This window comes from Parasphingomonas puruogangriensis, from assembly GCF_036663635.1.
In the GTDB taxonomy this organism is placed as follows: domain Bacteria; phylum Pseudomonadota; class Alphaproteobacteria; order Sphingomonadales; family Sphingomonadaceae; genus Sphingomonas.
Genome location: NZ_JAXOJI010000005.1, coordinates 194,029 through 215,615 on the forward strand (window position 1 = coordinate 194,029; position 21,587 = coordinate 215,615).

General features: G+C 65.0%; 19 protein-coding genes. 7 read left to right on the plus strand and 12 right to left on the minus strand.

The genetic code is table 11. The features are described 5' to 3' along the window. Positions 1–74 precede the first annotated feature (74 nt). The 4 genes from polA to nadB form a co-directional block, all read right to left on the minus strand. The gene (gene polA, locus U1739_RS13925; RefSeq protein WP_332709255.1) at positions 75–2,843 is read right to left on the minus strand and encodes a DNA polymerase I; all 2,769 of its coding nucleotides are present in this window, start codon (positions 2,841–2,843) and stop codon (positions 75–77) included. A gap of 50 nt (positions 2,844–2,893) precedes the next feature. After that, a complete protein-coding gene (locus U1739_RS13930) occupies positions 2,894–4,507 on the minus strand; it encodes a hypothetical protein (RefSeq protein ID WP_332709064.1) in 1,614 nt (537 codons plus the stop codon). A gap of 42 nt (positions 4,508–4,549) precedes the next feature. Next, on the minus strand, positions 4,550–5,644 hold the full coding sequence (locus U1739_RS13935; protein WP_332709066.1) for a serine hydrolase: 1,095 nt from the start codon (positions 5,642–5,644) through the stop codon (positions 4,550–4,552). A gap of 182 nt (positions 5,645–5,826) precedes the next feature. Next, positions 5,827–7,401, minus strand: a complete 1,575-nt coding sequence (nadB, locus tag U1739_RS13940) for an L-aspartate oxidase (RefSeq protein WP_332709257.1) — start codon at positions 7,399–7,401, stop codon at positions 5,827–5,829. 174 nt (positions 7,402–7,575) lie between these two features. On the opposite strand from nadB, the gene U1739_RS13945 reads away from it, so the two are divergent. After that, positions 7,576–7,743: a hypothetical protein gene (locus tag U1739_RS13945; RefSeq protein ID WP_332709068.1), complete on the plus strand. Its 168-nt coding sequence runs from the start codon at positions 7,576–7,578 to the stop codon at positions 7,741–7,743. Between the two features lie 47 nt (positions 7,744–7,790). Here the strand turns inward: U1739_RS13945 and U1739_RS13950 are convergent, their stop codons facing one another. Then, positions 7,791–8,717 carry an ABC transporter ATP-binding protein gene (locus U1739_RS13950; RefSeq protein ID WP_332709070.1) on the minus strand — a complete coding sequence of 309 codons (927 nt, stop codon included), beginning with the start codon at positions 8,715–8,717 and terminating at the stop codon, positions 7,791–7,793. 210 nt (positions 8,718–8,927) lie between these two features. Between U1739_RS13950 and U1739_RS13955 the strand changes: the two genes are divergently transcribed. From U1739_RS13955 to U1739_RS13975, 5 genes are all read left to right on the plus strand, one after another. Beyond that, a complete protein-coding gene (locus U1739_RS13955; RefSeq protein ID WP_332709072.1) occupies positions 8,928–9,161 on the plus strand; it encodes a zinc-finger domain-containing protein in 234 nt (77 codons plus the stop codon). 19 nt (positions 9,162–9,180) lie between these two features. Further along, positions 9,181–10,611 (plus strand): metalloprotease TldD, encoded by a 1,431-nt coding sequence (tldD, locus tag U1739_RS13960; protein WP_332709074.1) that lies wholly within the window; start codon positions 9,181–9,183, stop codon positions 10,609–10,611. 59 nt (positions 10,612–10,670) lie between these two features. Beyond that, complete coding sequence (locus U1739_RS13965) at positions 10,671–10,874, plus strand: putative signal transducing protein (RefSeq protein ID WP_332709076.1); 204 nt, start codon at positions 10,671–10,673, stop codon at positions 10,872–10,874. A gap of 141 nt (positions 10,875–11,015) precedes the next feature. After that, positions 11,016–11,354 carry a P-II family nitrogen regulator gene (locus tag U1739_RS13970; protein WP_332709078.1) on the plus strand — a complete coding sequence of 113 codons (339 nt, stop codon included), beginning with the start codon at positions 11,016–11,018 and terminating at the stop codon, positions 11,352–11,354. A gap of 11 nt (positions 11,355–11,365) precedes the next feature. After that, a complete protein-coding gene (locus U1739_RS13975; RefSeq protein WP_443025565.1) occupies positions 11,366–12,817 on the plus strand; it encodes an ammonium transporter in 1,452 nt (483 codons plus the stop codon). Between the two features lie 247 nt (positions 12,818–13,064). Here U1739_RS13975 and U1739_RS13980 read toward each other — a convergent pair whose 3' ends face one another. The 5 genes from U1739_RS13980 to recQ form a co-directional block, all read right to left on the minus strand. Then, positions 13,065–13,220 (minus strand): hypothetical protein, encoded by a 156-nt coding sequence (locus tag U1739_RS13980; RefSeq protein WP_332709082.1) that lies wholly within the window; start codon positions 13,218–13,220, stop codon positions 13,065–13,067. 34 nt (positions 13,221–13,254) lie between these two features. Continuing rightward, positions 13,255–14,157 carry a sterol desaturase family protein gene (locus U1739_RS13985; RefSeq protein WP_332709084.1) on the minus strand — a complete coding sequence of 301 codons (903 nt, stop codon included), beginning with the start codon at positions 14,155–14,157 and terminating at the stop codon, positions 13,255–13,257. A gap of 232 nt (positions 14,158–14,389) precedes the next feature. Continuing rightward, entirely contained in the window at positions 14,390–14,731 is a 342-nt protein-coding gene (locus tag U1739_RS13990; RefSeq protein WP_332709086.1) for an FXYD domain-containing ion transport regulator, read from the minus strand. Between the two features lie 6 nt (positions 14,732–14,737). Next, positions 14,738–15,172 carry a protein tyrosine phosphatase family protein gene (locus tag U1739_RS13995; RefSeq protein ID WP_332709088.1) on the minus strand — a complete coding sequence of 145 codons (435 nt, stop codon included), beginning with the start codon at positions 15,170–15,172 and terminating at the stop codon, positions 14,738–14,740. A 2-nt stretch (positions 15,173–15,174) separates the two neighbouring features. Further along, on the minus strand, positions 15,175–16,959 hold the full coding sequence (recQ, locus tag U1739_RS14000; RefSeq protein WP_332709089.1) for a DNA helicase RecQ: 1,785 nt from the start codon (positions 16,957–16,959) through the stop codon (positions 15,175–15,177). A 53-nt stretch (positions 16,960–17,012) separates the two neighbouring features. Here recQ and U1739_RS14005 point away from each other — a divergent pair, with 53 nt between their 5' ends. Continuing rightward, positions 17,013–17,285, plus strand: a complete 273-nt coding sequence (locus U1739_RS14005) for a GNAT family N-acetyltransferase (RefSeq protein WP_332709091.1) — start codon at positions 17,013–17,015, stop codon at positions 17,283–17,285. A gap of 137 nt (positions 17,286–17,422) precedes the next feature. Here U1739_RS14005 and U1739_RS14010 read toward each other — a convergent pair whose 3' ends face one another. Both U1739_RS14010 and U1739_RS14015 read right to left on the minus strand, forming a co-directional pair. Then, positions 17,423–19,537 (minus strand): M3 family metallopeptidase, encoded by a 2,115-nt coding sequence (locus U1739_RS14010; protein ID WP_332709093.1) that lies wholly within the window; start codon positions 19,535–19,537, stop codon positions 17,423–17,425. 216 nt (positions 19,538–19,753) lie between these two features. Continuing rightward, entirely contained in the window at positions 19,754–21,580 is a 1,827-nt protein-coding gene (locus U1739_RS14015) for an ABCB family ABC transporter ATP-binding protein/permease (RefSeq protein WP_332709095.1), read from the minus strand. Positions 21,581–21,587 lie beyond the last annotated feature (7 nt).

The following is a 21,587-nucleotide window of genomic DNA, read 5'->3' on the forward strand; positions in this document are numbered from 1 at the left end:
CCCGCCTTTGGCCAGCGCGTTCAACTCATCCTTACCATCGGCAATCTGGGCGTCGGTTTGGCTCCCCGTCTGGCTCAATGCGCTGCGCCCCAGCTCAAGCCCGTACCGATCTCGATCCCCAAGGGTACATCCAGCACCACCGCCGGCTCGGCCGCCTTGGCCATTACGCGCTCGATCACGGGCTTGGCGGCTTCGACGTCGCCGTCTGGCAGTTCGAACACTAGTTCGTCATGCACCTGCAGCAGCATGCGCACATTGGGCAGGCCAGCTTCGAGCAAGGCCGGCCCCATGCGCACCATCGCGCGCTTGATGATATCGGCGCTGGTGCCCTGGATCGGGGCGTTGATCGCCGCGCGCTCGGCGCCCTGGCGTTCGTGTTGCACCTTCGATTTGATGCGCGGGAAATGCGTCTTGCGCCCGAACAACGTGGTGGTGAAGCCGGTATCGCGCACCGTTTCGGTGGTCGCGGCGATATAGTTGCGGATACCGGGGAAGCGTTCGAAATAGCGATCGATCATCGCCTGCGCCTCGTCCGCCGTCACGTCGAGCCGGCCGGCCAAACCCCAGCGGCTGATGCCGTAGAGGATGGCGAAGTTGATCGTCTTCGCGCGCCCGCGCGTGTCGCGGTTGACTTCCCCGAACAGCTCCATCGCCGTCAGGCTGTGAATGTCGTCACCATTGGCGAAGGCGGCCTTCAGCGCGGGCACGTCCGCCATATGCGCGGCGAGGCGCAGCTCGATCTGGCTGTAATCGGCGGCGAGCAGCACGTTGCCCTCGTCGGCCACAAAGGCGTCGCGGATCTGGCGCCCGATCTCGGTGCGGATCGGGATGTTCTGCAGATTGGGGTCGGTCGAGGACAGGCGGCCGGTCTGTGCGCCGGTCAGCGAGTATGACGTGTGCACGCGGCCCGTCGCCGGATTGATCTGCGCCTGCAACGCATCGGTATAGGTTGATTTCAGCTTGGAGAGCTGGCGCCATTCGAGCACTTGCCGTGCAATATCCTTGCCCGGCGAATCCTTGTCCGCGGCGATCCGCTCCAGCTCGTTGACGTCGGTCGAATAGACGCCGGATTTGCCTTTGCGGCCGCCCTTGATGCCCATCCGCTCGAACAGCACGTCGCCCAATTGCTTCGGGCTGCCGATCGTAAACGCGCCGCCGGCAGCGGCATGAATTTCGACTTCCAGTGCGCCCATCTGGTGCGCGAACTCGGTCGATAGCTGCGACAGTTTCGCCGCATCGACCTTGATGCCGTGCCGCTCCATCTGCGCGATGACGGGAATAAGCGGCCGATCGACCATCTCGTATACGCGTGTCGCCGCCTCGGCGGGCAGCCGCGGCTTGAACCGCCGCCACAGCCTGAGCGTCACATCGGCATCTTCGGCCGCGTAGCGTGTCGCCGCCTTCAGATCGACCTCGGCAAAGCTGCGCTGTGTCTTGCCCACGCCGACCACGTCCTTGAACGCGATACAGCTGTGCGACAGATGCGTCGCAGCGAGTTCGTCCATCCCGTGGCCGTGCAAGCCGGCGTCGAGATCGAAGCTCATCACGATCGTGTCGTCGAATGGCGCGACGTTGAGCCCGCACCCGGCCAGCACAATCATATCGTATTTCAGGTTATGCCCGATCTTGAGGACGCTCGGATCCTCGAACAGCCCCTTCAATTTCTCTAGCGCCACGGTGCGATCGAGCTGCACCGGCACTTCGGCAAACATATCGGTGCCGCCATGCGCCAGCGGAATGTAGCAAGCGAGGTTGGGGTGCAGCGCCATGCTCACGCCGACCAATTGCGCGCGTGTCGCATCGACACCGGTGGTTTCGGTATCGATCGCCACCCAGCCCTGGTGCCGTGCGATGGTGATCCAGCGATCGAGCGCCTCTTCATCGACCACCGTCTCGTATCCGTCATGCTCGCACGGCGGGTCTTCCTCTTCCGCCACGCCGGGCAGTCCAGGCGCCGGCTCGGCCACCGGCGCATCCGCCACGGCCGACAATTTGTTGAGCAAGGTCCGGAAGCCGTGATGCTCCAGAAACGCGCGTAGCGGCGCATCGGGAATGCCCTTCAGCTCCAGATCGTCGAGCGGCTCGGGCAGCGCAACGTCGCAGCGCAATTCGACCAGTTCGCGGCTGAGGCGCGCCATATCGGCATGCTCGATCAGATTGTCGCGCAACTTGCCCGGCTTCATCGTCGGCGCGGCGGCGAGCACCGCCGTCAAATCGCCATGTTCGAGGATTAATTTTGCCGCAGTCTTCGGCCCCACGCCCGGCACGCCCGGCACGTTGTCGACGCTGTCGCCCATCAAGGCGAGCACGTCGCCCAGCTGTGTCGGGACGATGCCGTGGAATTTCTCCGCGACATGCTCCGGCCCAAGCCGGCGGTTGTTCATCGTGTCGTACAAATCGAGCCCCGGCTCGATCAGTTGCATCAGATCCTTGTCCGAGCTGACGATCGTCACCGACCAGCCCTGCGCCAGTGCCGCCTTGGAGTAGCAGGCGATGATATCGTCCGCCTCCAGCCCCTCGGTCTCGATGCACGGCAGGCTGAACGCGCGCGTGGCATCGCGGATCATGGGGAATTGCGGCACCAGGTCTTCCGGGGCCGGCGGGCGGTGCGCCTTATATTGATCGTAGAGTTCGTTGCGGAACGTGTGGCTCGATTTGTCGAGGATCACCGCCATGTGCGTCGGGCCGTCGGCGGCATGCAGCTCGTCGACCAGCTTCCACAGCATCGTGGTATAGCCATAGACCGCGCCGACCGGCTCGCCATGCTTGTTGGTGAGCGGCGGCAGGCGGTGATAGGCGCGGAAGATATAACCCGAGCCATCGACGAGATAGAGATGCGGCATGCGGCAGGGGATAGCAGGGTCGTTCGGCCAACGCGACCCATGCGGCACGATCAGCGTGTAGAAACGCAGCACACCTCGCCAGTGGCGATCGCCTTGGCGCGCAGTTCGGGTGGCATGTATGCGCAGGCCAGCACCGCGCCGGGCGAGTCGTGGCGGCGCATCCACGTCATCGGGTCGCCGGCATTGCCGTTCCACACCGATAGCACGCCCAGCCGGTGCATCGGGGTCGCGCTGTCGGCATAAGCGAAATAGGTCGAATCATCGATCAGGACACGGTGCAGCTTCGGGCCGCGCACGATGCCGCACTTCGCCCCCGCCGCCAGAATGTGCGCGCGTGGATAGGCGAAGGCGCTCAACGAAAAAGGTTGCCCGGCGATATAGCCGCCGCCCCGCCCCGCTGCCCAGAGCGGCGCGGCATAGCTTCCGATCAGGAGCAGCTGGCTGATCACCGACAGCGCCGCAACGGCCAGAACCGGCCGTTTCAACCACGTGGGAAGCACCGTCGGCGCAAACCATAAAAAGGCCAGGGCGAGCGTCATGACGGGCATATAGACGGACGATTCGTAGGCGTTCTTGTTGAGCTGCAGCATGGCCCAGCCGGTCGCGCAACCGGCCAGTACGAGAGCCGCGATTAGCGGCCATAGCCTGCGCGACGGATCCCGCGCGGTCACATACAGTAAAACTGCCCCGAGCAACGCCGCCACATACCAGGCGAGCAGCACTGCGATACGCCACAAGAGGAGCACGAACGGGGGCACCGGCGCGGCCGGCAGCCAATCGGACATGTAGGACGCTGCCGGCAGGACATGGTGGAGATACGGCCCGGGCAGCATGTTTTTCAACAAGGCGGGCACCGCGCCGGGCAGGCCACTCAGGCCGCCATTGCGCAACACCATCATGATGTTTTCTTGCTGCAGCTTGGCCGACAGGATGGGGTCGTCGGGGCAGGCAAAGCGGCCGGACCAATATCGATAGGCCGACCAGGTGCAAACCGCCAAGATTACGAAGGCGACAGCGCGAACGCGGTATCGGGGGCAATCACGAGCACTGGCCATGATCGCCAGCACGAAAACGGGCAGGTAGAACACCCCTTTGACGTGGTAGCCGAAGGCGATCAAGGCGAGCACGGTGATCGCCGCAATGCGCCATAGCGGTTCGCGCCCACTGCGCTCGGCGCGGCCACCGAACCCCAGCCACAAGCTGCCGACCATGGCGAGCCAGATCGGCTGGTCCGGCCGGCTCCACACGAGCAAAAACGGCAGGACGCCGGTGCCGAGCAAGGCGATGACGAGGATCATCACCAACGTCCGCCGATCGGATGCGGCATATTGTCGACGGATGATCCCGAGCATGGCGACCAAGGCGGCGATGGCCATCGCTATGCCCGCCAGCCGGACCGCCAATGGACCCCATAGCCAACCCGTCACCGTCGAACTGAATATCCGCAGCGGCACCATGAACCATGCCGGCGCGGCCAGCGTATTGAGGCCGCAAGTCTCCCCGGTCGCGCGGTCCAGCCCGTCCTGCAGATAGCGAGAGATCTGGAAGCGCCACGCCACTTCGTCGGTATAAACAGGCACCAGCACGCCGACCATCAAGGTCAGCAGCAACAGTCCAAACAGGGCGTAGACGACGCGGTTGAGTAGCTTGGTTCTGGTATCCATCGTCGCAACCATAGCGGGCGCGCTCGCCACTGACGAGTATCGTCAGTGATGGTTGAGCACCACCGCCATCACCACCGCCTGCATCAGATGCTGTCGCTCCGGGATGCTCCGCGGCGTGTCACCGATCATCACCGCCAGCGAATAACTCCGCCCGTCCGGCGCGATCAGGATGCCGACATCGTTATACCCCGCGGTGCGCCCGGCGAGATCCTGCCCCGTACCGGTCTTGTGCCCGAAGCTCCACCCCGCCGGCACCGCGCCGCGCAGCCGTTGCTTGCCGGTCCTGGACGATTCCATCGTGCCGATCAGATAGCGCGTTGACTCGGCCGACAGGATTTCGCCCTTCTTCAGCTTGGCCAGCGCGCCAGCAATGGCGATCGGCGCGGCGCCGTCGGGGGGATCACCGACATAGCGTTGGAACGCCGCCACCCGCTCCGCCGCGGGCAATGCCGCGCGCGCGCGTTCGAACGCGCCGCTTGCGGCATATTCCGGTTTCCACGAGAGCCCAGCCGTGCCGCTTTGCAGGTCGCGTTCGCCCGGGCCGAAGCGGATATCGCCGAGCCCCTTGCGCGCGATGAAGCTGCGCACCGCGCTCGGGCCGCCGACATAGTGGAGCAGCCGATCGTTGCACAGATTGTCGCTCATCGTCAGTGCGCGTTGCAGCAATTCGCCGACTGTCGTGTGCCAGCCATCGCCTTTGATCAGCATCGCCGAGGGCTGGTGGAACAGCGTCAGATCCTCGTTCCGCACCGTTACGGGATCATCGAGTCTCAACCGTCCCTGGTCGCGGAAATCGAGCACGGTCATCGCGACCCACAATTTGCTCACGCTCTGCTGGGGGAGGCGCGTCGTGCCGCCGCTCTGCACGGTCCAGCCCTCATCGATGCTTTTGACCGCGATACCGAGCTTGCCCGGAAAGTTCGCGCCGAGCGCCGCGACATTCATCGCCAGCACCTGCGGCGCGACGATCTCTTTCACTGCCTTGGCCGGTACGGGAATGACGAGCTGATAGAGCGGCTTGGGCAGGACGGTGACGCGTTGCTGTTCACCGTGCCCGCACGAGCCGAGGATCAACGCCAATGCGAGCACAGCGCTCGATTGCCGTAACGCGTCCTGCTCTACCCGAACTGGTGTCAAATCACTGCCCTACGTCCCGCCCGCCATCGTCCGTACTGCACGAAATCCGTTGAAGAATAGCTGATTAACCGTGCTGCGATGAACCGTCGCTGAAATGCGGCGGGGTGATCGGGGTGCACCCTGCAGCGGGCCACTATTATTGCGCTCTTACCCTGCCTCCTGCTTGCGCAGGAGCACTGGCCTTATGGCACCAGCACCGTATCCACCGCGACCGGCAGCGTCTCGGGATAATCCAGCGTGTAATGCAGCCCCCGGCTCTCATGCCGGTGCAACGCCGAGCGCACGATCAAATCGGCGGTTTGCAGCAAGTTACGCAGCTCGATCAGGTCGGGCGTGACCCGGAAATGGCCGTAATAATCGTTCACTTCCTCGGTCAGCAGCTTGATACGGTGCTGCGCGCGCTGCAGCCGCTTGGTAGTGCGGACGATGCCGACATAATTCCACATGAAGCGACGGATCTCGGTCCAGTTCTGCTTGATCACGACCTCCTCGTCGGAATTCTCCACGCGGCTTTCGTCCCAGGCGCGGATCGGCGGTGGCGGGGGCAGGTCGTCCCAGCAGGTGGCGATATGCTTGGCTGCCGCCTCGCCGAACACGAAGCATTCGAGCAGCGAGTTGGAGGCCAGGCGATTGGCGCCGTGCAACCCGCTCTCGCTGCATTCCCCGGCGGCGTAGAGGCCGGGCAGATCGGTGTTGCCGTGCATGTCGATCACCACGCCACCGCAGGTATAATGCTGCGCCGGCACCACCGGAATCGGCTCCTTGGTCATGTCGATGCCGAGACCCAGCAGCTTTTCGTAGATCGTCGGGAAATGGTGCATCACGAAATCGGGTGGCATGTGGCTGATGTCGAGATGCACGTAATCCAGGCCGTAGCGCTTGATTTCGGCATCGATCGCGCGCGCCACGATGTCGCGTGGCGCCAGTTCCATGCGCGTCTCGTCGTAATAGCTCATGAAGCGCTTGCCCGTGGTCGGGTTGATCAGCCGCCCGCCCTCACCGCGCACCGCCTCGGTGATCAGGAAATTCTTGACCTCGAGATTGTACAGGCAGGTAGGGTGGAACTGCATCATCTCCATGTTGGAGACGCGGCAGCCGGCGCGCCAGGCCATGGCGATGCCGTCGCCGGTCGCGCCGCGCGGTGCGGTGGAGAACAGGTACGTGCGCCCGGCGCCGCCGGTGGCCAGGATCGTCGCGCGCGCGGTATACAATTCGACCCGCCCGCTCGCGCGGTTGACGGCGTACACGCCCCACACATGGCCGGCGCCCGAATAGCGTTCCTCGTGCCGCCCGGTGGCGAGATCGATCGCCACCATGTCGGGCACCAAGGTGATGTTGGGATGCGCCACCGCCGCATTCTGCAACGCTTCTTGGACAGCCCAGCCGGTGGCGTCGTCGACATGCACGATGCGGCGGTGCGAATGCCCGCCCTCGCGCGTCAGGTGCCGCGTGTCGCCTTCCATATTGAACGGCACGCCGAGTTGCGCGAGCCGCTCGATCGCCGCCGGAGCGCCCTCGACGACGAATTCGACGGTGGCGCGGTCGTTCAAGCCGGCGCCGGCGATCATCGTATCCTCGATATGGCTGTCGAACGTGTCGCCGGGTTCGAGCACGGCGGCGATGCCGCCCTGCGCCCAGGCGGTCGAGCCCTCGTTGAGCTGGCCTTTGGCGAGCACCGTGACGTGGAAGCGATCGGCCAGGTTGAGCGCCGCGGTCAGCCCGGCCGCGCCGGATCCGATGATCAGCACGTCGCTCATATGTCCGCCGTCGCTCACGCTTACTCTCCTCAAGGTCGGGGCGTCTTAAAGGCCTTCGCGCCGCCGGTGACAAGGCGGCACGCGGTTTGGCGCGATCGATCCGATGCCGGACACGCTTCGCCGGGATGCGACGAACCACCGGAACGGCAAGCGCGCTCGCGCTTTGGGCTTGGCGTGACCAAAGCCAAGCATGCCCGCCCCTCGACCCGCGCCGCCAAGCTCCACCAGCAAGCGCTCAATTGCCTGACCATCGCGGTGAAGGAGGACGCGCATAGTGCCGAGTTGATCGACGAAGCGCTTAGGCTGGCCAAGCGATCGCGCGAGTTGAGCGGGGCGGAGTAGCCAACCACCACCGTTCCCCGGGGAAGCGCGCTTCTTCTGAACCGCCCTCAGGCCGCGTTGGCCGCCCGAGTGAGATTGAGGAACACATCCTCCAGATCGGCTTCGCGCGTCGATACGTCGACGATGCCGTACCCCCCGGCCTGCACCGCGCCCAGCACTTCGCCGGCATTCACCTTGTCCTTGGCGTAGGTGATGGCCAGCGTCCGTGTCCCCTTCAGCTCGATCTTTTGGAAGCACGCATTGTCGGGCGTCACCGCCACGTCGCGGTCGACCGTCACCTCGACCAGTTTCTCCGTCGCCATGCCGACCAGTTCGCGCGTCGGCTTGTTGGCGATCAGCTTGCCGTGATTGATGATGGCGATGCGGTCGCAGAGCTGCTCGGCCTCCTCCAGGTAATGCGTCGTCAGCACCACCGTCACGCCCTGCGCGTTGAGGCTTTTCACATAGGCCCAGAGCTGCTGGCGGAGTTCGATGTCGACGCCGGCGGTCGGTTCGTCGAGCACCAGCACCGGCGGCGAATGGACCATCGCCTTGGCCACCATCAGCCTGCGCTTCATGCCCCCGGACAGCGTGCGGGCGTAGGCATTGGCCTTGTCCTCGAGATGCACCGCGCGAAGCAATTCCATCGAACGGCGCTTGGCCTTGGGCACGCCGTACAGCCCACCCTGGATCTCCAGCGTCTCGAACGGCGAGAAGAACGGATCGAACAGGATCTCCTGGTTGACGATGCCGATCGAGGCCTTGGCGTTGCGCGGATGCACATCGGTGTCGAAGCCCCAGATCGTCGCGCTGCCGCTGGTCTTGTTGACCAGCCCGGCCAGGATATTGATCAGCGTCGATTTGCCCGCGCCGTTGGGCCCCAGCAGCCCGAAGATCTGGCCGCGCGGCACCTCGAACGACACGTCGTCGAGCGCGCGCTTGCCGCCCGCATAGGTCTTGCACAGATTGGCGATGCTGATGGCGGCTTCGGTCATGCGCGTGGGAATACGATCTTGGCCAAGCGGTGCAACACTATTCCTCCCCGGCACGGGGAGGGGGACCGTTCGTATCCTTCACGCGAATGGTAGAGGGGGCCCACCACGAGCGGTACCGCTGCCGGCCCACCCCCTCCGTCAGCCTGCGGCTGCCACCTCCCCGTGCCGGGGAGGATTGTTAGCGGCGGCCACCCTTGCTATCTGCCTCCCATGATCGCCCCACCAGAAGTCCTCCGCGTCAGCCACAAGCGCAACACCTGCGACGGCGCCACCGACATTGCCGGCGGCGCCGCGCTCGGCCATCCGCGCGTATTCCTCGAGATTGACGAGCATGGCTATGTCGATTGCGGCTATTGCGATCGGCGCTTCGTGCTGATCGGCGGCCCGGCCGACGGCGTGGATCAGGCGACGTTGCGCGACATCCCGTCTGGCGCCAGCATCTAACGCCCCTATATTGTGGGGCATGACCAGCCCGACAGACCCCCGCGCCTTCCTGTATCACGACGGCCAGCTCGATCCCGCCGAAGCGCAAGCGCTGACCGCCCAGGTGCTCAGCAAGGCCGATGACGGCGAACTCTATCTGCAATATCGCAAATCGGAAGCGTTCGGCTTCGACGATGGCCGGTTGAAGACCGCGAGTTACGATACGCAAAGCGGCTTCGGCCTGCGCGCCGTCTCCGGCGAAACCACTGCCTTTGCGCATGCCAACGAGCTGAGCGGCGCCGCCATCCTGCGCGCCGGCGAGACGATGGCGCTGATCGACCCCTCGACTGGTCCCAAGGCCGGACCGCCGCAGGGCACCAACCGCCATCTCTATACCGATGCCGATCCGCTCGATCTCGTGCCCTTCGCCGACAAGGTCAATCTGTGCCAGACGATCGATGCCGCCGCCCGCGCGCGCGATCCGCGCGTGGCGCAGGTCTCTGTCGGGCTGATGGGCTCGTGGTCGGTGGTCGAGATCGTCCGTGCCGACGGCTTCGTCGCCACCGATATCCGGCCCCTGGTCCGCCTCAACGTGTCGATCGTGGTCGAACAGAATGGCCGGCGCGAGACCGGCACGTTCGGGCTCGGCGGGCGCTATCTCTATCACGACCTGATGCAGCCCGAGACCTGGAACCGCGCGATCGACGAGGCACTGGCGCAGGCCGTGGTCAATCTCGACTCGGTCGATGCGCCGGCCGGCGAGATGACCGTGTTGCTCGGGCCCGGCTGGCCTGGCATCCTGCTGCACGAAGCGATCGGCCACGGCCTGGAAGGCGATTTCAACCGCAAGGGCACCAGCGCTTTCTCCGGGCGCATCGGCGAACGCGTTGCCGCCCCCGGCGTGACCGTGATCGACGACGGCTCGATCGCCGATCGCCGCGGCTCGCTCAGCATCGATGACGAGGGCACGCCGACGCAGGAGAATATCCTGATCGAGGACGGCATCCTCAAGGGCTATATCCAGGATCGCCTCAATGCCCGTCTGATGGGCGTCGCGCCGACCGGCAATGGTCGCCGCGAATCGTTCCAGCACGCGCCGATGCCGCGCATGACCAACACGTTCATGCGCGCCGGCACCGATGATCCTGCCGAACTCCTGTCGCGGGTAAAGAACGGCATCTTCGCCAAGAGCTTCGGCGGCGGGCAGGTCGATATCGTTTCGGGCAAGTTCGTGTTCAGCTGCACCGAGGCGTATAAGATCAAGAATGGCCGTCTCGGGGCCCCGATCAAGGGCGCGACGTTGATCGGCGACGGCCCCAGCGCGCTCACCAAGGTGATCGGCATCGGCAACGATTTCGCGCTGGATGAGGGCGTCGGCATGTGCGGCAAGGGCGGCCAGAGCGTCCCCGCCGGCGTCGGCCAGCCGACCGTGCTGATGAGCGGGCTGACGGTGGGCGGCACGGCGGCGTAGCAAACAACGCTCCGGCCCAGTTTCTTTTAGGGGGCGGGGCCATAACGGGAATGTTTCGCATGCCTCTCGTCGAACTTGGCCGCTTCACTCGCAACGAAGCCCATATCCTGATCGGCCGCCTGGACTCCGACGGCATTCCCGCGGTCGCCTTCGACGGCGAATCCAGCATCGGCGATGGCAGCTATCTGTTCATCGCCGTGCGCGTGATGGTCGACGAGCACGATCTTCCGGCGGCGCAGCGCATCGTCACCGACGCTGCCTAATTCGCAGGCACTTGTTCGCAACTGCACAATTTTTTAACCGCAGTGGAGACGTAAGCGGCGGAATTCGCGCGCTTCTGCGCCATTAGCGATTTGGCACGGCGATTGCTGAGTATCCTCCCGGGACAATATAGGGGGGCTTGAGTGAAACTCGTCATTGCCATCATCAAGCCGTTCAAGCTCGACGAGGTGCGCGAAGCGCTCACCGAGATCGGGGTCGCGGGCATGACCGTTACCGAGGTGAAGGGGTTCGGGCGCCAGAAGGGGCAGACCGAAATCTATCGCGGTGCGGAATACAGCACCAACATGGTGCCGAAGATCAAGATCGAGATCGTCTGCACGTCGGACCTCGCCGCGCGCGTCGTCGAGACGGTGCAGACCGCGGCCAATACCGGCGCGATCGGCGACGGTAAGATCTTCGTCCTCGATGTCGGTCAGGCCGTGCGCATCCGCACCGGCGAAACCGACGAGACTGCGCTGTGAAGGGGGAAATGATGCTTTCGAAAACCACATTGGCCGGCATCGCCGGGGCAGGCGCGGCGCTTCTCGCCAGCCTCCCGGCCTGGGCCCAGAACGCCACCGACGCCGTGACGACCGCCGCGCCAGCAGCGGCCGCCTTTGTGCCGACCGCAGCGATGGTCGACAAGGGCGACGTCAGCTGGATGCTGATCTCCTCGGCGCTGGTGCTGATGATGTCGGTGCCCGGCCTCGCGCTGTTCTATGGCGGCCTGGTGCGCACCAAGAACATGCTGTCGGTGCTGATGCAGGTGCTGACGATCGTCTGCGTCGCCTCGCTCGTGTGGGTGTGCTGGGGCTATTCGATGGCCTTCACCAATGGCGGCGATCTCAACTCCTATGTCGGTGGGTTCTCCAAGGTCTTTCTGAAGGGCGTCGATACCTCGACCTTCGCGGCGACCTTCACCAACGGCGTGTACCTCCCCGAATATGTCTTCGTGATCTTCCAGATGACCTTTGCGTGCATCACGCCCGCGCTGATCGTCGGGGCGTTTGCCGAACGTATCAAGTTCACCCCGTTGATCATCTTCGTGGTCGCCTGGCTGACCATCGTCTATTTCCCGATGGCGCACATGGTATGGTATTGGGCGGGCCCGGACTTCCTGTCGGCCAACACCGCCGATGCCGGCCTGTTGTGGGGCTGGGGCGCGCTCGATTTCGCCGGCGGCACCGTGGTGCATATCAATGCCGGGATCGCCGGTCTGGTCGGCTGCCTAGTGATCGGCAAGCGGCTTGGTTACAAGACCGAGGCGATGCCGCCGCACTCGCTGACCATGACGATGATCGGCGCCAGCCTGCTGTGGGTCGGCTGGTTCGGCTTCAACGCCGGATCGAACCTCGAATCGAACGCCGTCACTGCGGTGGCCTTCATCAACACCTTCGTCGCCACGGCGGCCGCGGGCATCGCCTGGGCGGTGGTCGAGCAGATCGTGCACAAGAAGCCGTCGCTGCTGGGTGGCGTGTCGGGGGTCGTCGCGGGGCTCGTCGCGATCACCCCGGCGGCGGGCTATGCCGCGCCGATGACGTCGATCGTGCTCGGCGCGGTCGCTTCGATCGTGTGCTTCTTCTTCGTCACCACGGTGAAGAACAAGTTCGGTTATGACGACACGCTCGACGTGTTCGGGATCCACTGCGTCGGTGGGATCGTCGGCGCTTTGGGCACCGCGATCGTCGCCTCGCCGGCGCTCGGCGGCCAGGGCTACTTCGATTACACCGTGATGCCCGCTGCCTTCCATCCGGAAGCCTATGATATCGGCGCGCAGATGCTCACCCAGGCCAAGGCGGTCGGCGTGACGCTATTGTGGTCGGGTGTGGTTTCCGCGGTGCTGTTCACCATTCTCAAGGCGACGATCGGGCTTCGTCCCACCGCCGAAGTCGAGAGCGAAGGCCTCGACATTAACGAACATGGCGAACGCGCCTACAATTATTGACCAGATTGGAGGGCCGGCCCGCGCAGGCCGGCCCCCCACACGATGTTCCTCCTGCGGACGACCTCAGGCCGGTGCGGCAACGCACCGGCCCTTTTTTTGTCATCAGAGCGCGTTTCCCTTCACCAAATCCGCTTCCCCGGCGAAGGCCGGGGCCCAGTCGCGATGGCAGCGGTAACGGCGCGCAGCGTTAGCCAATCTGCGCTGCGTAACTGGGCCCCGGCCTTCGCCGGGGAAGCGCTAGGGGAGGTCAGGTGGCGCTATCGCTGTCGCTGTCAGCCGCCGCCTTCTCCGTGCGCCGCTTCTGCCAGTAGCGCAGCCCCAATGTCGCGCCGAGGATGTAGCCGCCCGGCGCCAGCACGATCACGGCGGCCAGCCCCGCCTTGTTCCAAGTCTTCTTGTCCATCGCCCATGCCTAGACCAGCCAAGCTGAACCCGCGCTATCCGTCCGCCCGCACGCTGCGCTGTTTCGCGGCCCAGCGTTCCTTGATGATCTCCGACGTGTCACGGCTGCCGTCATGGCTCCAGCCCGGCGGCTTGATCATATAGTTGAGCTTGGCGCGCACCCCCGGCGCCGCCCACACATCCTTGGCGATGCCGATCCATTCGTGGAACGCCGCCCATAGCAGGTTGAAGCTGCCCAGATTCTTGACGATGCCATAGCGTGGCCTGTCGTCGTCGCGCTCGGCGATGAAGGTGCCGAACATCCGGTCCCAGATGATGAACACGCCGGCATAATTGCGGTCGAGATATTGCGGGTTGGTGGCGTGGTGCACGCGGTGGTGGCTTGGCGTGTTCATCACCGCCTCGACCCAGCGCGGGCATTTGCCGATCACTTCGGTGTGGATCCAGAATTGGTAGACCAGGTTGATGCCCGCGACGAACACCAGCATCGCCGGCGGAAAACCGATCAGCGCAAGCGGCAGGCGGAACAGGAAGCCGAGCGAGATGAAGCCGGTCCAGGTCTGCCTGAGCGCGGTCGACAGGTTATAATGCTGGCTCGAATGGTGGATCACATGGCTGGCCCAGAACCAACGCACGCGGTGCGCCAGCCGGTGGAACACGTAATACGCGAGATCGTCGATCACGAACGCCAGCACGAACCAATACCAGGCGTAGGAAATCTCGAAGAGCCGGAACTGCCACACCCACAGCGCCATGGCGAAGGCGATCCCCGCGGTCAGCGCGCCGGCCACGGTGCTGCCGGTGCCCAGCGCCAGGCTGATCAGCGTGTCCTTCGGCTCATAGCGCTCGCGATATTTGAGCCGCACGACGATCATCTCGACCAGCACCAGGAGGACGAAGCCCGGCACTGCGTAGGAGACGATATCGGGCAGGGTCATGCCGCCTGCTTACACCTTTGTCAGCGCGGACCCAAGAGGGGCTCATCGCCGGCCCGACACATCAGAAGAAGAAGGTTGGTTCGCGCGGAGGCGCAGAGGACGCGGAGAAGACGAAAGCGGCAAAAGTCTTTTCCGCGCAGCGGCCAATGGCTTAGCCGCCCATCATAGTGAAGCGCGACGGCCGCTCAGAACGCATCATCTCCGCGTCCTCCGCGCCTCTGCGCGCACCACTCTACTTCTTCACCGACACCCGCCCAAACAGCCGCTCGCCCGATTCGACGAGCAACGCCTCCCCAGTATCTTGCACTGCCGCCGTCCGCACCAACCGCACCGCCGGCTGCGCACCATGCATCTTGAGCACAGCTACGCGACCATCCACGCCGTAAACCAACGCCGCGCGGCCATCGCTGCCGACCACCGCGCGGGTCGCTTCGAACCCCGACAGCGCATCCTCCGCCGCCCGCATCGCGTCCGCCTCGCCGGTGATGCTCGTCCGGCCCAGCCCGAGCGCCCAGGCGATTCCCGCCAGTACGAGGATCGCCGCGATCGAGCCGCCGAGCTGCAGCCAGTTCACCCGCCGTTACCGACCGGAGGCCAAGGCATCCAGCAGCGGCCGGATGCCGGTGAGATCGTAGCCCGTCGCCGCCGCCTTCGCCATCAGCGTGTCGGGATGGCCATCGGTCTTCGCTGCCGCCAGTGCCCATAGATTGCAGCTCCGCGTGCCCGAGCGACAATAAGCCAGCACCGGTCCGGGCGAGGCAGCAAGCGCCGCCGCCATCGCGTCGATCTGCGGATGCGAGAAGCCGGCCTGCGTTACCGGTATCTCGCTATAGCTCAGCCCGGCCGCTTCCGCCGCTACGCGGATCGCCGCGCCCGAGGGCTGGCCGGCATCCTCGTCGTCGGGGCGGTTGTTGACGATCGCGGTGAAGCCGGCGGCGGCGATCTCAGCGATATCCTCCGGCTGGATCTGCGGGGCGACCGAGATATGGTCGTCGATGCGGCGGATAACGGCCATGATCAGGCTCCTTCTTCGCGGATAACTTGCAGGAAGGCGTCGCCATAAGCGGTCAGCTTGCGCTCGCCAACGCCGGTGATGTTGGCCATGGCGCCGAGCGACTTGGGCCGCAGCGTCGCCATTTCGCGCAGTACCGAATCGTGGAAGATCACGTACGGCGGCACGCTCGCCTCCGCCGCCAGCGCGCGGCGTTTCGCCCGCAATGCCTCGAACAACGGATCGCCGCTCGGATTGGCCACCGTCCCCGCGCTGCCCCGCCCGCCCCGCGCCCGCCGTTCGCGCTTGGGCTGCAGGATCAGCGCGACCTCTTCGTGTTCCTTCAGAATCCCGCGCGCCCCGGGGCCGAATTCGAGCCCGCCGAAATCGTTGGCGCGCAAGGCATCGCGCAATAGCAAGGCGCGCATCACCGGCTTGAGCAAGGCCAGTTCGTCGGCGCTCGACACGATGCCCCACACGCCCAGCGCCTCGTGCCCGTTCATCAGGCTGCGCTCGGTCGACACGCCGGTCAGCACCTGTTCGATATAGCCCATGCCGAAGCTCTGCCCGGTGCGGAACACGGCGGAGAGCACCTTCTTGGCCACCTCGGTGGCATCCACCGCGCCCGGCGGGTTGAGGCAGTTATCGCAATTGCCGCAATTGTCCGGTGCATCGTCGCCGAAATGCTTGAGCAGGATTTTCCGCCGGCACCCGGGCGTCTCGACCAAAGCGCCCAGCGCCTGCAGCCGCACGCGCTCGCCCGCCTGCCGCGCCGGCTCGACTTCCGCCATGCGCTGCCGCGCCTTGGCGAAATCCTCCGCGCCCCAGAACAGATGCGCCACCGCGGGATCGCCATCGCGCCCGGCGCGGCCGGTTTCCTGGTAATAGGATTCGATCGACTTGGGCATGCCGGCATGCGCGACGAAGCGCACGTCCGGCTTGTCGATGCCCATGCCAAAGGCGACCGTGGCGCAGATCACCATATCCTCGCTTGCCACGAAATCGGCCTGGTTGCGCGCGCGCACCTGTGGATCGAGCCCGGCATGATAGGCGCGCGTCGGTCGCCCGGACCGGGCCAGGGCCTCGGCCATCTTCTCGGTGCCGGCGCGGCTCTGGCAATAGACGATGCCCGCGCCCGGCGTCTCGGCGATCAGATCGGCGATCTGCCGCGTGGTATTGTCCTTGGGCGTGATGGTGTAGCGGATATTGGGCCGATCGAACCCGGCGACGATCATGCCCTCGTGGGGAATGCCGAGCTGATCGAGGATATCGTCGCGCGTCACCTTGTCCGCCGTGGCGGTCAGGGCGAGCCGCGGGACGTGCGGGAAATGATCGAGCAAGGGCCGCAGCAGCCGGTAATCAGGGCGGAAATCGTGCCCCCATTCGGACACGCAATGCGCCTCGTCGATCGCGAACAGGGCGAGCGGCGCTTGGGTCAGCAATTCTCGAAACGCCATGTTCGAAGCGCGCTCGGGCGCGACATAGAGCAGATCGAGCTCGCCGCGGCGGAAGCGGGCGATCGTCTCCATCTGGTCGGTATCGACCGAGGTGAGGGTGGCCGCGCGGATGCCCACCGCGGTCGCCGCGCGCAGCTGATCGTGCATCAGCGCGATCAACGGCGACACCACCACGCAGGTCCCCTCGAGCACCACCGAGGGCAATTGATAGCAGAGCGACTTGCCCGCCCCGGTCGGCATTACCGCCAGCGTGTTCTGGGCCGCCAGCACGCGCGTGACGACGCTTTCCTGTACCCCGCGAAAACCGGGAAAACCGAAGGTGGAATGGAGCAAAGGCAGGGGATCACGGGGCATCGCCGTGTACCTAGTCACTTTGGCCTGGGCGTCCAACCTGCTACGTGTGCGCCATGAGCGAACCCCAGGACAATCTCGCCAAGAGCCGCTTCGAGCTGATCGAGGACGACCAGACCGCCTTTGCCGCTTATGAGCTGGAGGGCAAGACGATCGCCTTCGCCCACACCATCGTGCCACCCGCGCTGGAAGGGCGGGGCATCGCCAGCCGGCTGATCGCCTACGCCCTTGGCGAAGCCCGCGCGCGGGGATTGAAGGTGCGCCCCGAGTGCAGCTTCGTCGCGGCGTTTATCGAGCGGCATCCAGAAACGCAGGATTTGCTTGGGTAAGCATCGCCGTACCTGTGTCGACCGTTCCCCCGCGAAAGCGGGGGCCCAGAGCCACAAGCGAAACGCCTGTAACCCTGGGCTCCCGCTTGCGCGGGAGAAGGACGGCGGCAATGCCCTCGAGGGGGGCGAAGCGGCGCTTACTTCCCCGTCAGCCCCAGATACTCCGCCATCGGCGCCACGTCCGGATCCTTGCCGTAGAATGCGCGGAACATCGGGCCGTAATCCAGCGTATGGCCGCGCGACAGGATCAGGTCGCGGAAACGCTGGCCGTTCGCCCGCGTCAGCCCGCCATGCGCGGTGAACCACGCAAAGGCGTCATGATCGAGCATCTGCGTCCAGGCATAGGCATAATAGCCCGCGGCATAGCCGCCGCCCCAGATGTGCGAGAAATAGCTCGTGCGATAACGCGGCGGCACATTGGCCGTATCCAGCCCCATGCCCGCCAGCGTCTTGGCCTCGAACGCATCGACATCCTGCTTCGGCGCATCGGCCGGTAGCGAATGCCAGGCCAGATCGAGCGCCGCGGCCTCCTGCGCCTCCCCGGTCGAATAGCCCTGGTTGAACGTCTGCGAGCGGCGAATCTTGTCGACCAGCGCTTGCGGCATTGCCGCCCCGGTTTTGTAATTCACCGCATAATGGCTCAGCACCTTGGGATCGAGCGCCCAATGTTCGTTGAACTGCGAGGGGAATTCGACGAAATCGCGCGCCGTGTTCGATCCCGACAGCGTCGGATAGACCTGATCGGCGAACAGGCCGTGCAGCGCATGGCCGAATTCGTGGAACATCGTCGTCACGTCGTCGAAGCTGATCAGCGCCGGGCTGCCCGCCGCCGGCTTGGTGAAGTTGGCGACGTTATAGATCACCGGCTTGGTGCCGAGCATCTTCGACTGCCCGACAAAGTTGGACATCCAGGCCCCGCCCGATTTGTTGTCGCGCTTCCAATAATCGAAATACATCACGCCGATCGGCGTGCCGTTCGCCTCCGATACCTCGAACACGCGCATATCGGCGTCATAGACCGGCAGGTCCTTCCGCTCCTTGAAGGTGATGCCGTAAAGCTGCGTCGCGGCGTAGAACACGCCATCGGTCAGCACCTTGTTGATCTCGAAATAAGGTTTCAGCGCGTCGCCATCCAGATCGTATTTGGCTTTGCGCACCTGCTCCGAATAGAAATCCCAGTCCCATGGCTTGAGCTCGAACGTGCCGCCACCCATCTTTTCCTGGCTTGCCTTGATCTGCGCCTGGATCTCGCCCGCTTCCTCGCGCTGCTTATTTGCCAAGGCAGGCGCAAACTGCGTCAGGAAGGCTTTCGCCGCGGTCGAGGTCTCCGCCATCTGGTCGGTCAGCGAGTAATCCGCATAGGTCGGATAGCCGAGCAATTTGGCCTTCTGCGCGCGGAGTTGCGCCAGCGTGGCGATCGTGGCGCGCGTATCGTTGGCATCGCCCTGCTCGGTGCGCGTCCAGCTCTTCTCGAACAACGCTTGGCGCGTCGCCCGATCGGTCAGCGACGACAGCGCCGGCTGCTGCGTGGTGTTCTGCAGCGGCAGCACCCATTTGCCCGGCATGCCCCGATCCGCCGCCGCCTTGGCCGCCGCGGCGATGCCGTCCGCGCCCAGCCCGTCGAGCTTCTTGACGTCATCGACTACCAACGCGCCCGCTTTGGTGCCGGCGAGCAATTTCTGTTGGAAGGCGGTCTGCAGCGTCGAGATCTGCGTGTTGAGCGCGCGCAACTTGATCTGGTCTGCCGCACTCAACTGCGCGCCGGCATCGACGAAGCGCTGATAGGTCACCTTGAGCAATTGCGCCTGCTCGACCGACAGTTTCAGCGTCGCACGGCTGTCATACAGCGTCTTGATGCGCGCAAACAGCTTGGGGTTGAGCGCGATCGCGTCGCCATGCGCGGTCAGCTTGGGCGTGATCTCGGTTTCCACCGCCTGCAGCGTATCGTTGGTATTGGCTTGGCTCAGCGCAAAGAATACCGAGCTGACGCGATCGAGCATGCGGCCGGATTTCTCCATCGCCGCGATCGTGTTGTCGAAAGTCGGCGCGGCACGGTTGGCCGTGATCGCGGCGATTTCCGCGCGCTGCTGCTTCATGCCCTGGTCGAATGCGGGGATGTAGTCGCTGTCCTTGATCACGCGGAAATCGGGCGCCTGATAGGGCAGCGTGCTGGGCTTGGCGAAGGGGTTGCCCTGCGCGGCGGCGGGCATAGCGATGACGAGAGCGGAGGTAGCGAGCAGGCGAGCGAGCATCGTTGTTCCTTGGCTAGGAGATGCCGCCGCTTGTGGACCTTGCCGGGGGAACGGCAAGTGAAATCAGCGCATTACGACGCCCCACTAGCGTCATCCTGAACTCGTTTCAGGATCCAGGCGCGGTCCGCAGTCCCACGGACACGATCCGTTGTGGCAAATGACCGCGCCTGGATGCTGAAACGAGCTCAGCATGACGGCGAGGGGCGACGACGGCAGTCATTCCGCCGCCAGCGCGCCTTCTTCCTCGGCGCGCTCTTGCGCCTGGCGGTTCCACATCTCGGCATATAGCCCGTTCTTGCGCAGCAACGCCGCATGGCTGCCACGCTCGACCACCTCGCCCGCCTCAAGCACGACGATCTCGTCGGCATGGACGATGGTGGAGAGCCGGTGCGCGATGACGATCGTCGTCCGGCCGCGCTCGATATCCTCCAACGTGGCCTGGATCTCGCCCTCGGTGCGGCTATCCAAGGCGCTGGTCGCCTCGTCGAGGATCAGGATCGGCGGGTTCTTGAGCAGGGTGCGGGCGATCGCCACGCGCTGCTTCTCGCCGCCCGACAGCTTCAGCCCGCGTTCACCGACGCGCGTATCATAACCGTCGGATTGCCCTTCGATGAAAGTCGAGATCGCCGCCCCCCGCGCCGCGGCCTCGATCTCGGCGCGGTCGGCGCCCTCGCGGCCATAAGCGATATTGTAGCCGATCGTGTCGTTGAACAGCACGGTATCCTGCGGCACGATGCCGATCGCGGCGCGCAGGCTGGCTTGGCTGACCTGCGCAATATCCTGCCCATCGATGGTGATGCGCCCGCTGGTCAGGTCGTAGAAGCGGTACATCAGCCGGGCGAGCGTGCTCTTGCCGGCGCCAGACGGCCCGACCACCGCCAGTGTATGTCCGGCGGGCACGTCGAGATCGATGCCCTTGAGGATCAGGCGCCCGCCGTCCTTGGCCGCGTCATAGCCGAACTTCACATTCTCGAACCGCACATGCCCGGCGCCGATGTGCAGCGCCGGCGCGCCCGGCACGTCGCGGATCTCGGACGGCGTATCGATCAGATCGAACATCGCGCCCATGTCGATCACGCCCTGGCGGATCGTGCGATAGACCATGCCGAGCAGATCGAGCGGGCGAAACAGCTGCGCCAGCAGGGTCGAGACCAACACCACGTTACCCGCGGTGAATTCCCCGCGCGCCCAGCCGAACACCACCAGCCCCATGCCGAACGCCATCATGATGTTGGTGATCAGCGCCTGCCCGACATTGAGCCAGGCGAGGGAATTCTCCGATTTCACGGCAGCGCCGGCATAAGCGGCCATCGCCGCATCGTAGCGCTTGGCCTCGCGCTCCTCCGCGCCGAAATATTTCACCGTTTCGAAGTTGAGCAGCGAATCCACCGCATGCGCCACCGCGCCGGTATCGAGATCGTTCATCCGCGTGCGCAAGGCGGCGCGCCAATCGGTCACCCAGCGGGTGAAGGCGATATATACCACCACCATGGCCAGCGTGCCGGTGACCAGCCAGCCGCCGAACTTGGTGCCGAAGATGCCGATCACCAAGGCCAGTTCGAGGATCGTCGGCGCGATGTTGAACAGCAGGAAATACAGCATCGTATCGATGCTCTTGGTGCCGCGTTCGACCACCTTGGTCACCGCGCCGGTGCGCCGCTCAAGATGGAAGCGCAGCGAGAGTTGATGAAGATGGCGGAACACGTTGGCGGCCAGCCGCCGCGTGGCATCCTGCCCGACGCGCTCGAACACGGCGTTGCGTAGATTGTCGAACAGCACGGAGCCGAACCGCGCGGCGGCATAGCCGACCACCAACGCGACGATCAGCGTCGTCGCCGAACGATCGCCTTTGGCCATGCCATCCACTGCGCCTTGCAGCGCGAACGGCGCGCCGTACACCTGCACCAGCTTGGAAAAGACCACCAAGGTCATCGCGCCGACGATGCGCAAGCGCAATGCCGGCGCATCCTTGGGCCAGAGATAGGGCAGGAAACGCCGGAGCGTCGGCAAGAGCGGCCGGTCGGCGCTGGTGGGTTCGGTCATGGGGGGC

Coding starts and splice junctions, on each gene's coding strand:
- polA (WP_332709255.1), bottom strand. CDS start 2,843: ATGCCGCATCTCTATCTCGTCGATGGCTCGGGTTATATCTTCCGCGCC.
- U1739_RS13930 (WP_332709064.1), bottom strand. CDS start 4,507: ATGGATACCAGAACCAAGCTACTCAACCGCGTCGTCTACGCCCTGTTT.
- nadB (WP_332709257.1), bottom strand. CDS start 7,401: ATGAGCGACGTGCTGATCATCGGATCCGGCGCGGCCGGGCTGACCGCG.
- U1739_RS13950 (WP_332709070.1), bottom strand. CDS start 8,717: ATGACCGAAGCCGCCATCAGCATCGCCAATCTGTGCAAGACCTATGCG.
- U1739_RS13955 (WP_332709072.1), top strand. CDS start 8,928: ATGATCGCCCCACCAGAAGTCCTCCGCGTCAGCCACAAGCGCAACACC.
- tldD (WP_332709074.1), top strand. CDS start 9,181: ATGACCAGCCCGACAGACCCCCGCGCCTTCCTGTATCACGACGGCCAG.
- U1739_RS13965 (WP_332709076.1), top strand. CDS start 10,671: ATGCCTCTCGTCGAACTTGGCCGCTTCACTCGCAACGAAGCCCATATC.
- U1739_RS13975 (WP_443025565.1), top strand. CDS start 11,366: ATGCTTTCGAAAACCACATTGGCCGGCATCGCCGGGGCAGGCGCGGCG.
- U1739_RS13980 (WP_332709082.1), bottom strand. CDS start 13,220: ATGGACAAGAAGACTTGGAACAAGGCGGGGCTGGCCGCCGTGATCGTG.
- U1739_RS13985 (WP_332709084.1), bottom strand. CDS start 14,157: ATGACCCTGCCCGATATCGTCTCCTACGCAGTGCCGGGCTTCGTCCTC.
- U1739_RS13995 (WP_332709088.1), bottom strand. CDS start 15,172: ATGGCCGTTATCCGCCGCATCGACGACCATATCTCGGTCGCCCCGCAG.
- recQ (WP_332709089.1), bottom strand. CDS start 16,959: ATGCCCCGTGATCCCCTGCCTTTGCTCCATTCCACCTTCGGTTTTCCC.
- U1739_RS14005 (WP_332709091.1), top strand. CDS start 17,013: ATGAGCGAACCCCAGGACAATCTCGCCAAGAGCCGCTTCGAGCTGATC.
- U1739_RS14010 (WP_332709093.1), bottom strand. CDS start 19,537: ATGCTCGCTCGCCTGCTCGCTACCTCCGCTCTCGTCATCGCTATGCCC.
- U1739_RS14015 (WP_332709095.1), bottom strand. CDS start 21,580: ATGACCGAACCCACCAGCGCCGACCGGCCGCTCTTGCCGACGCTCCGG.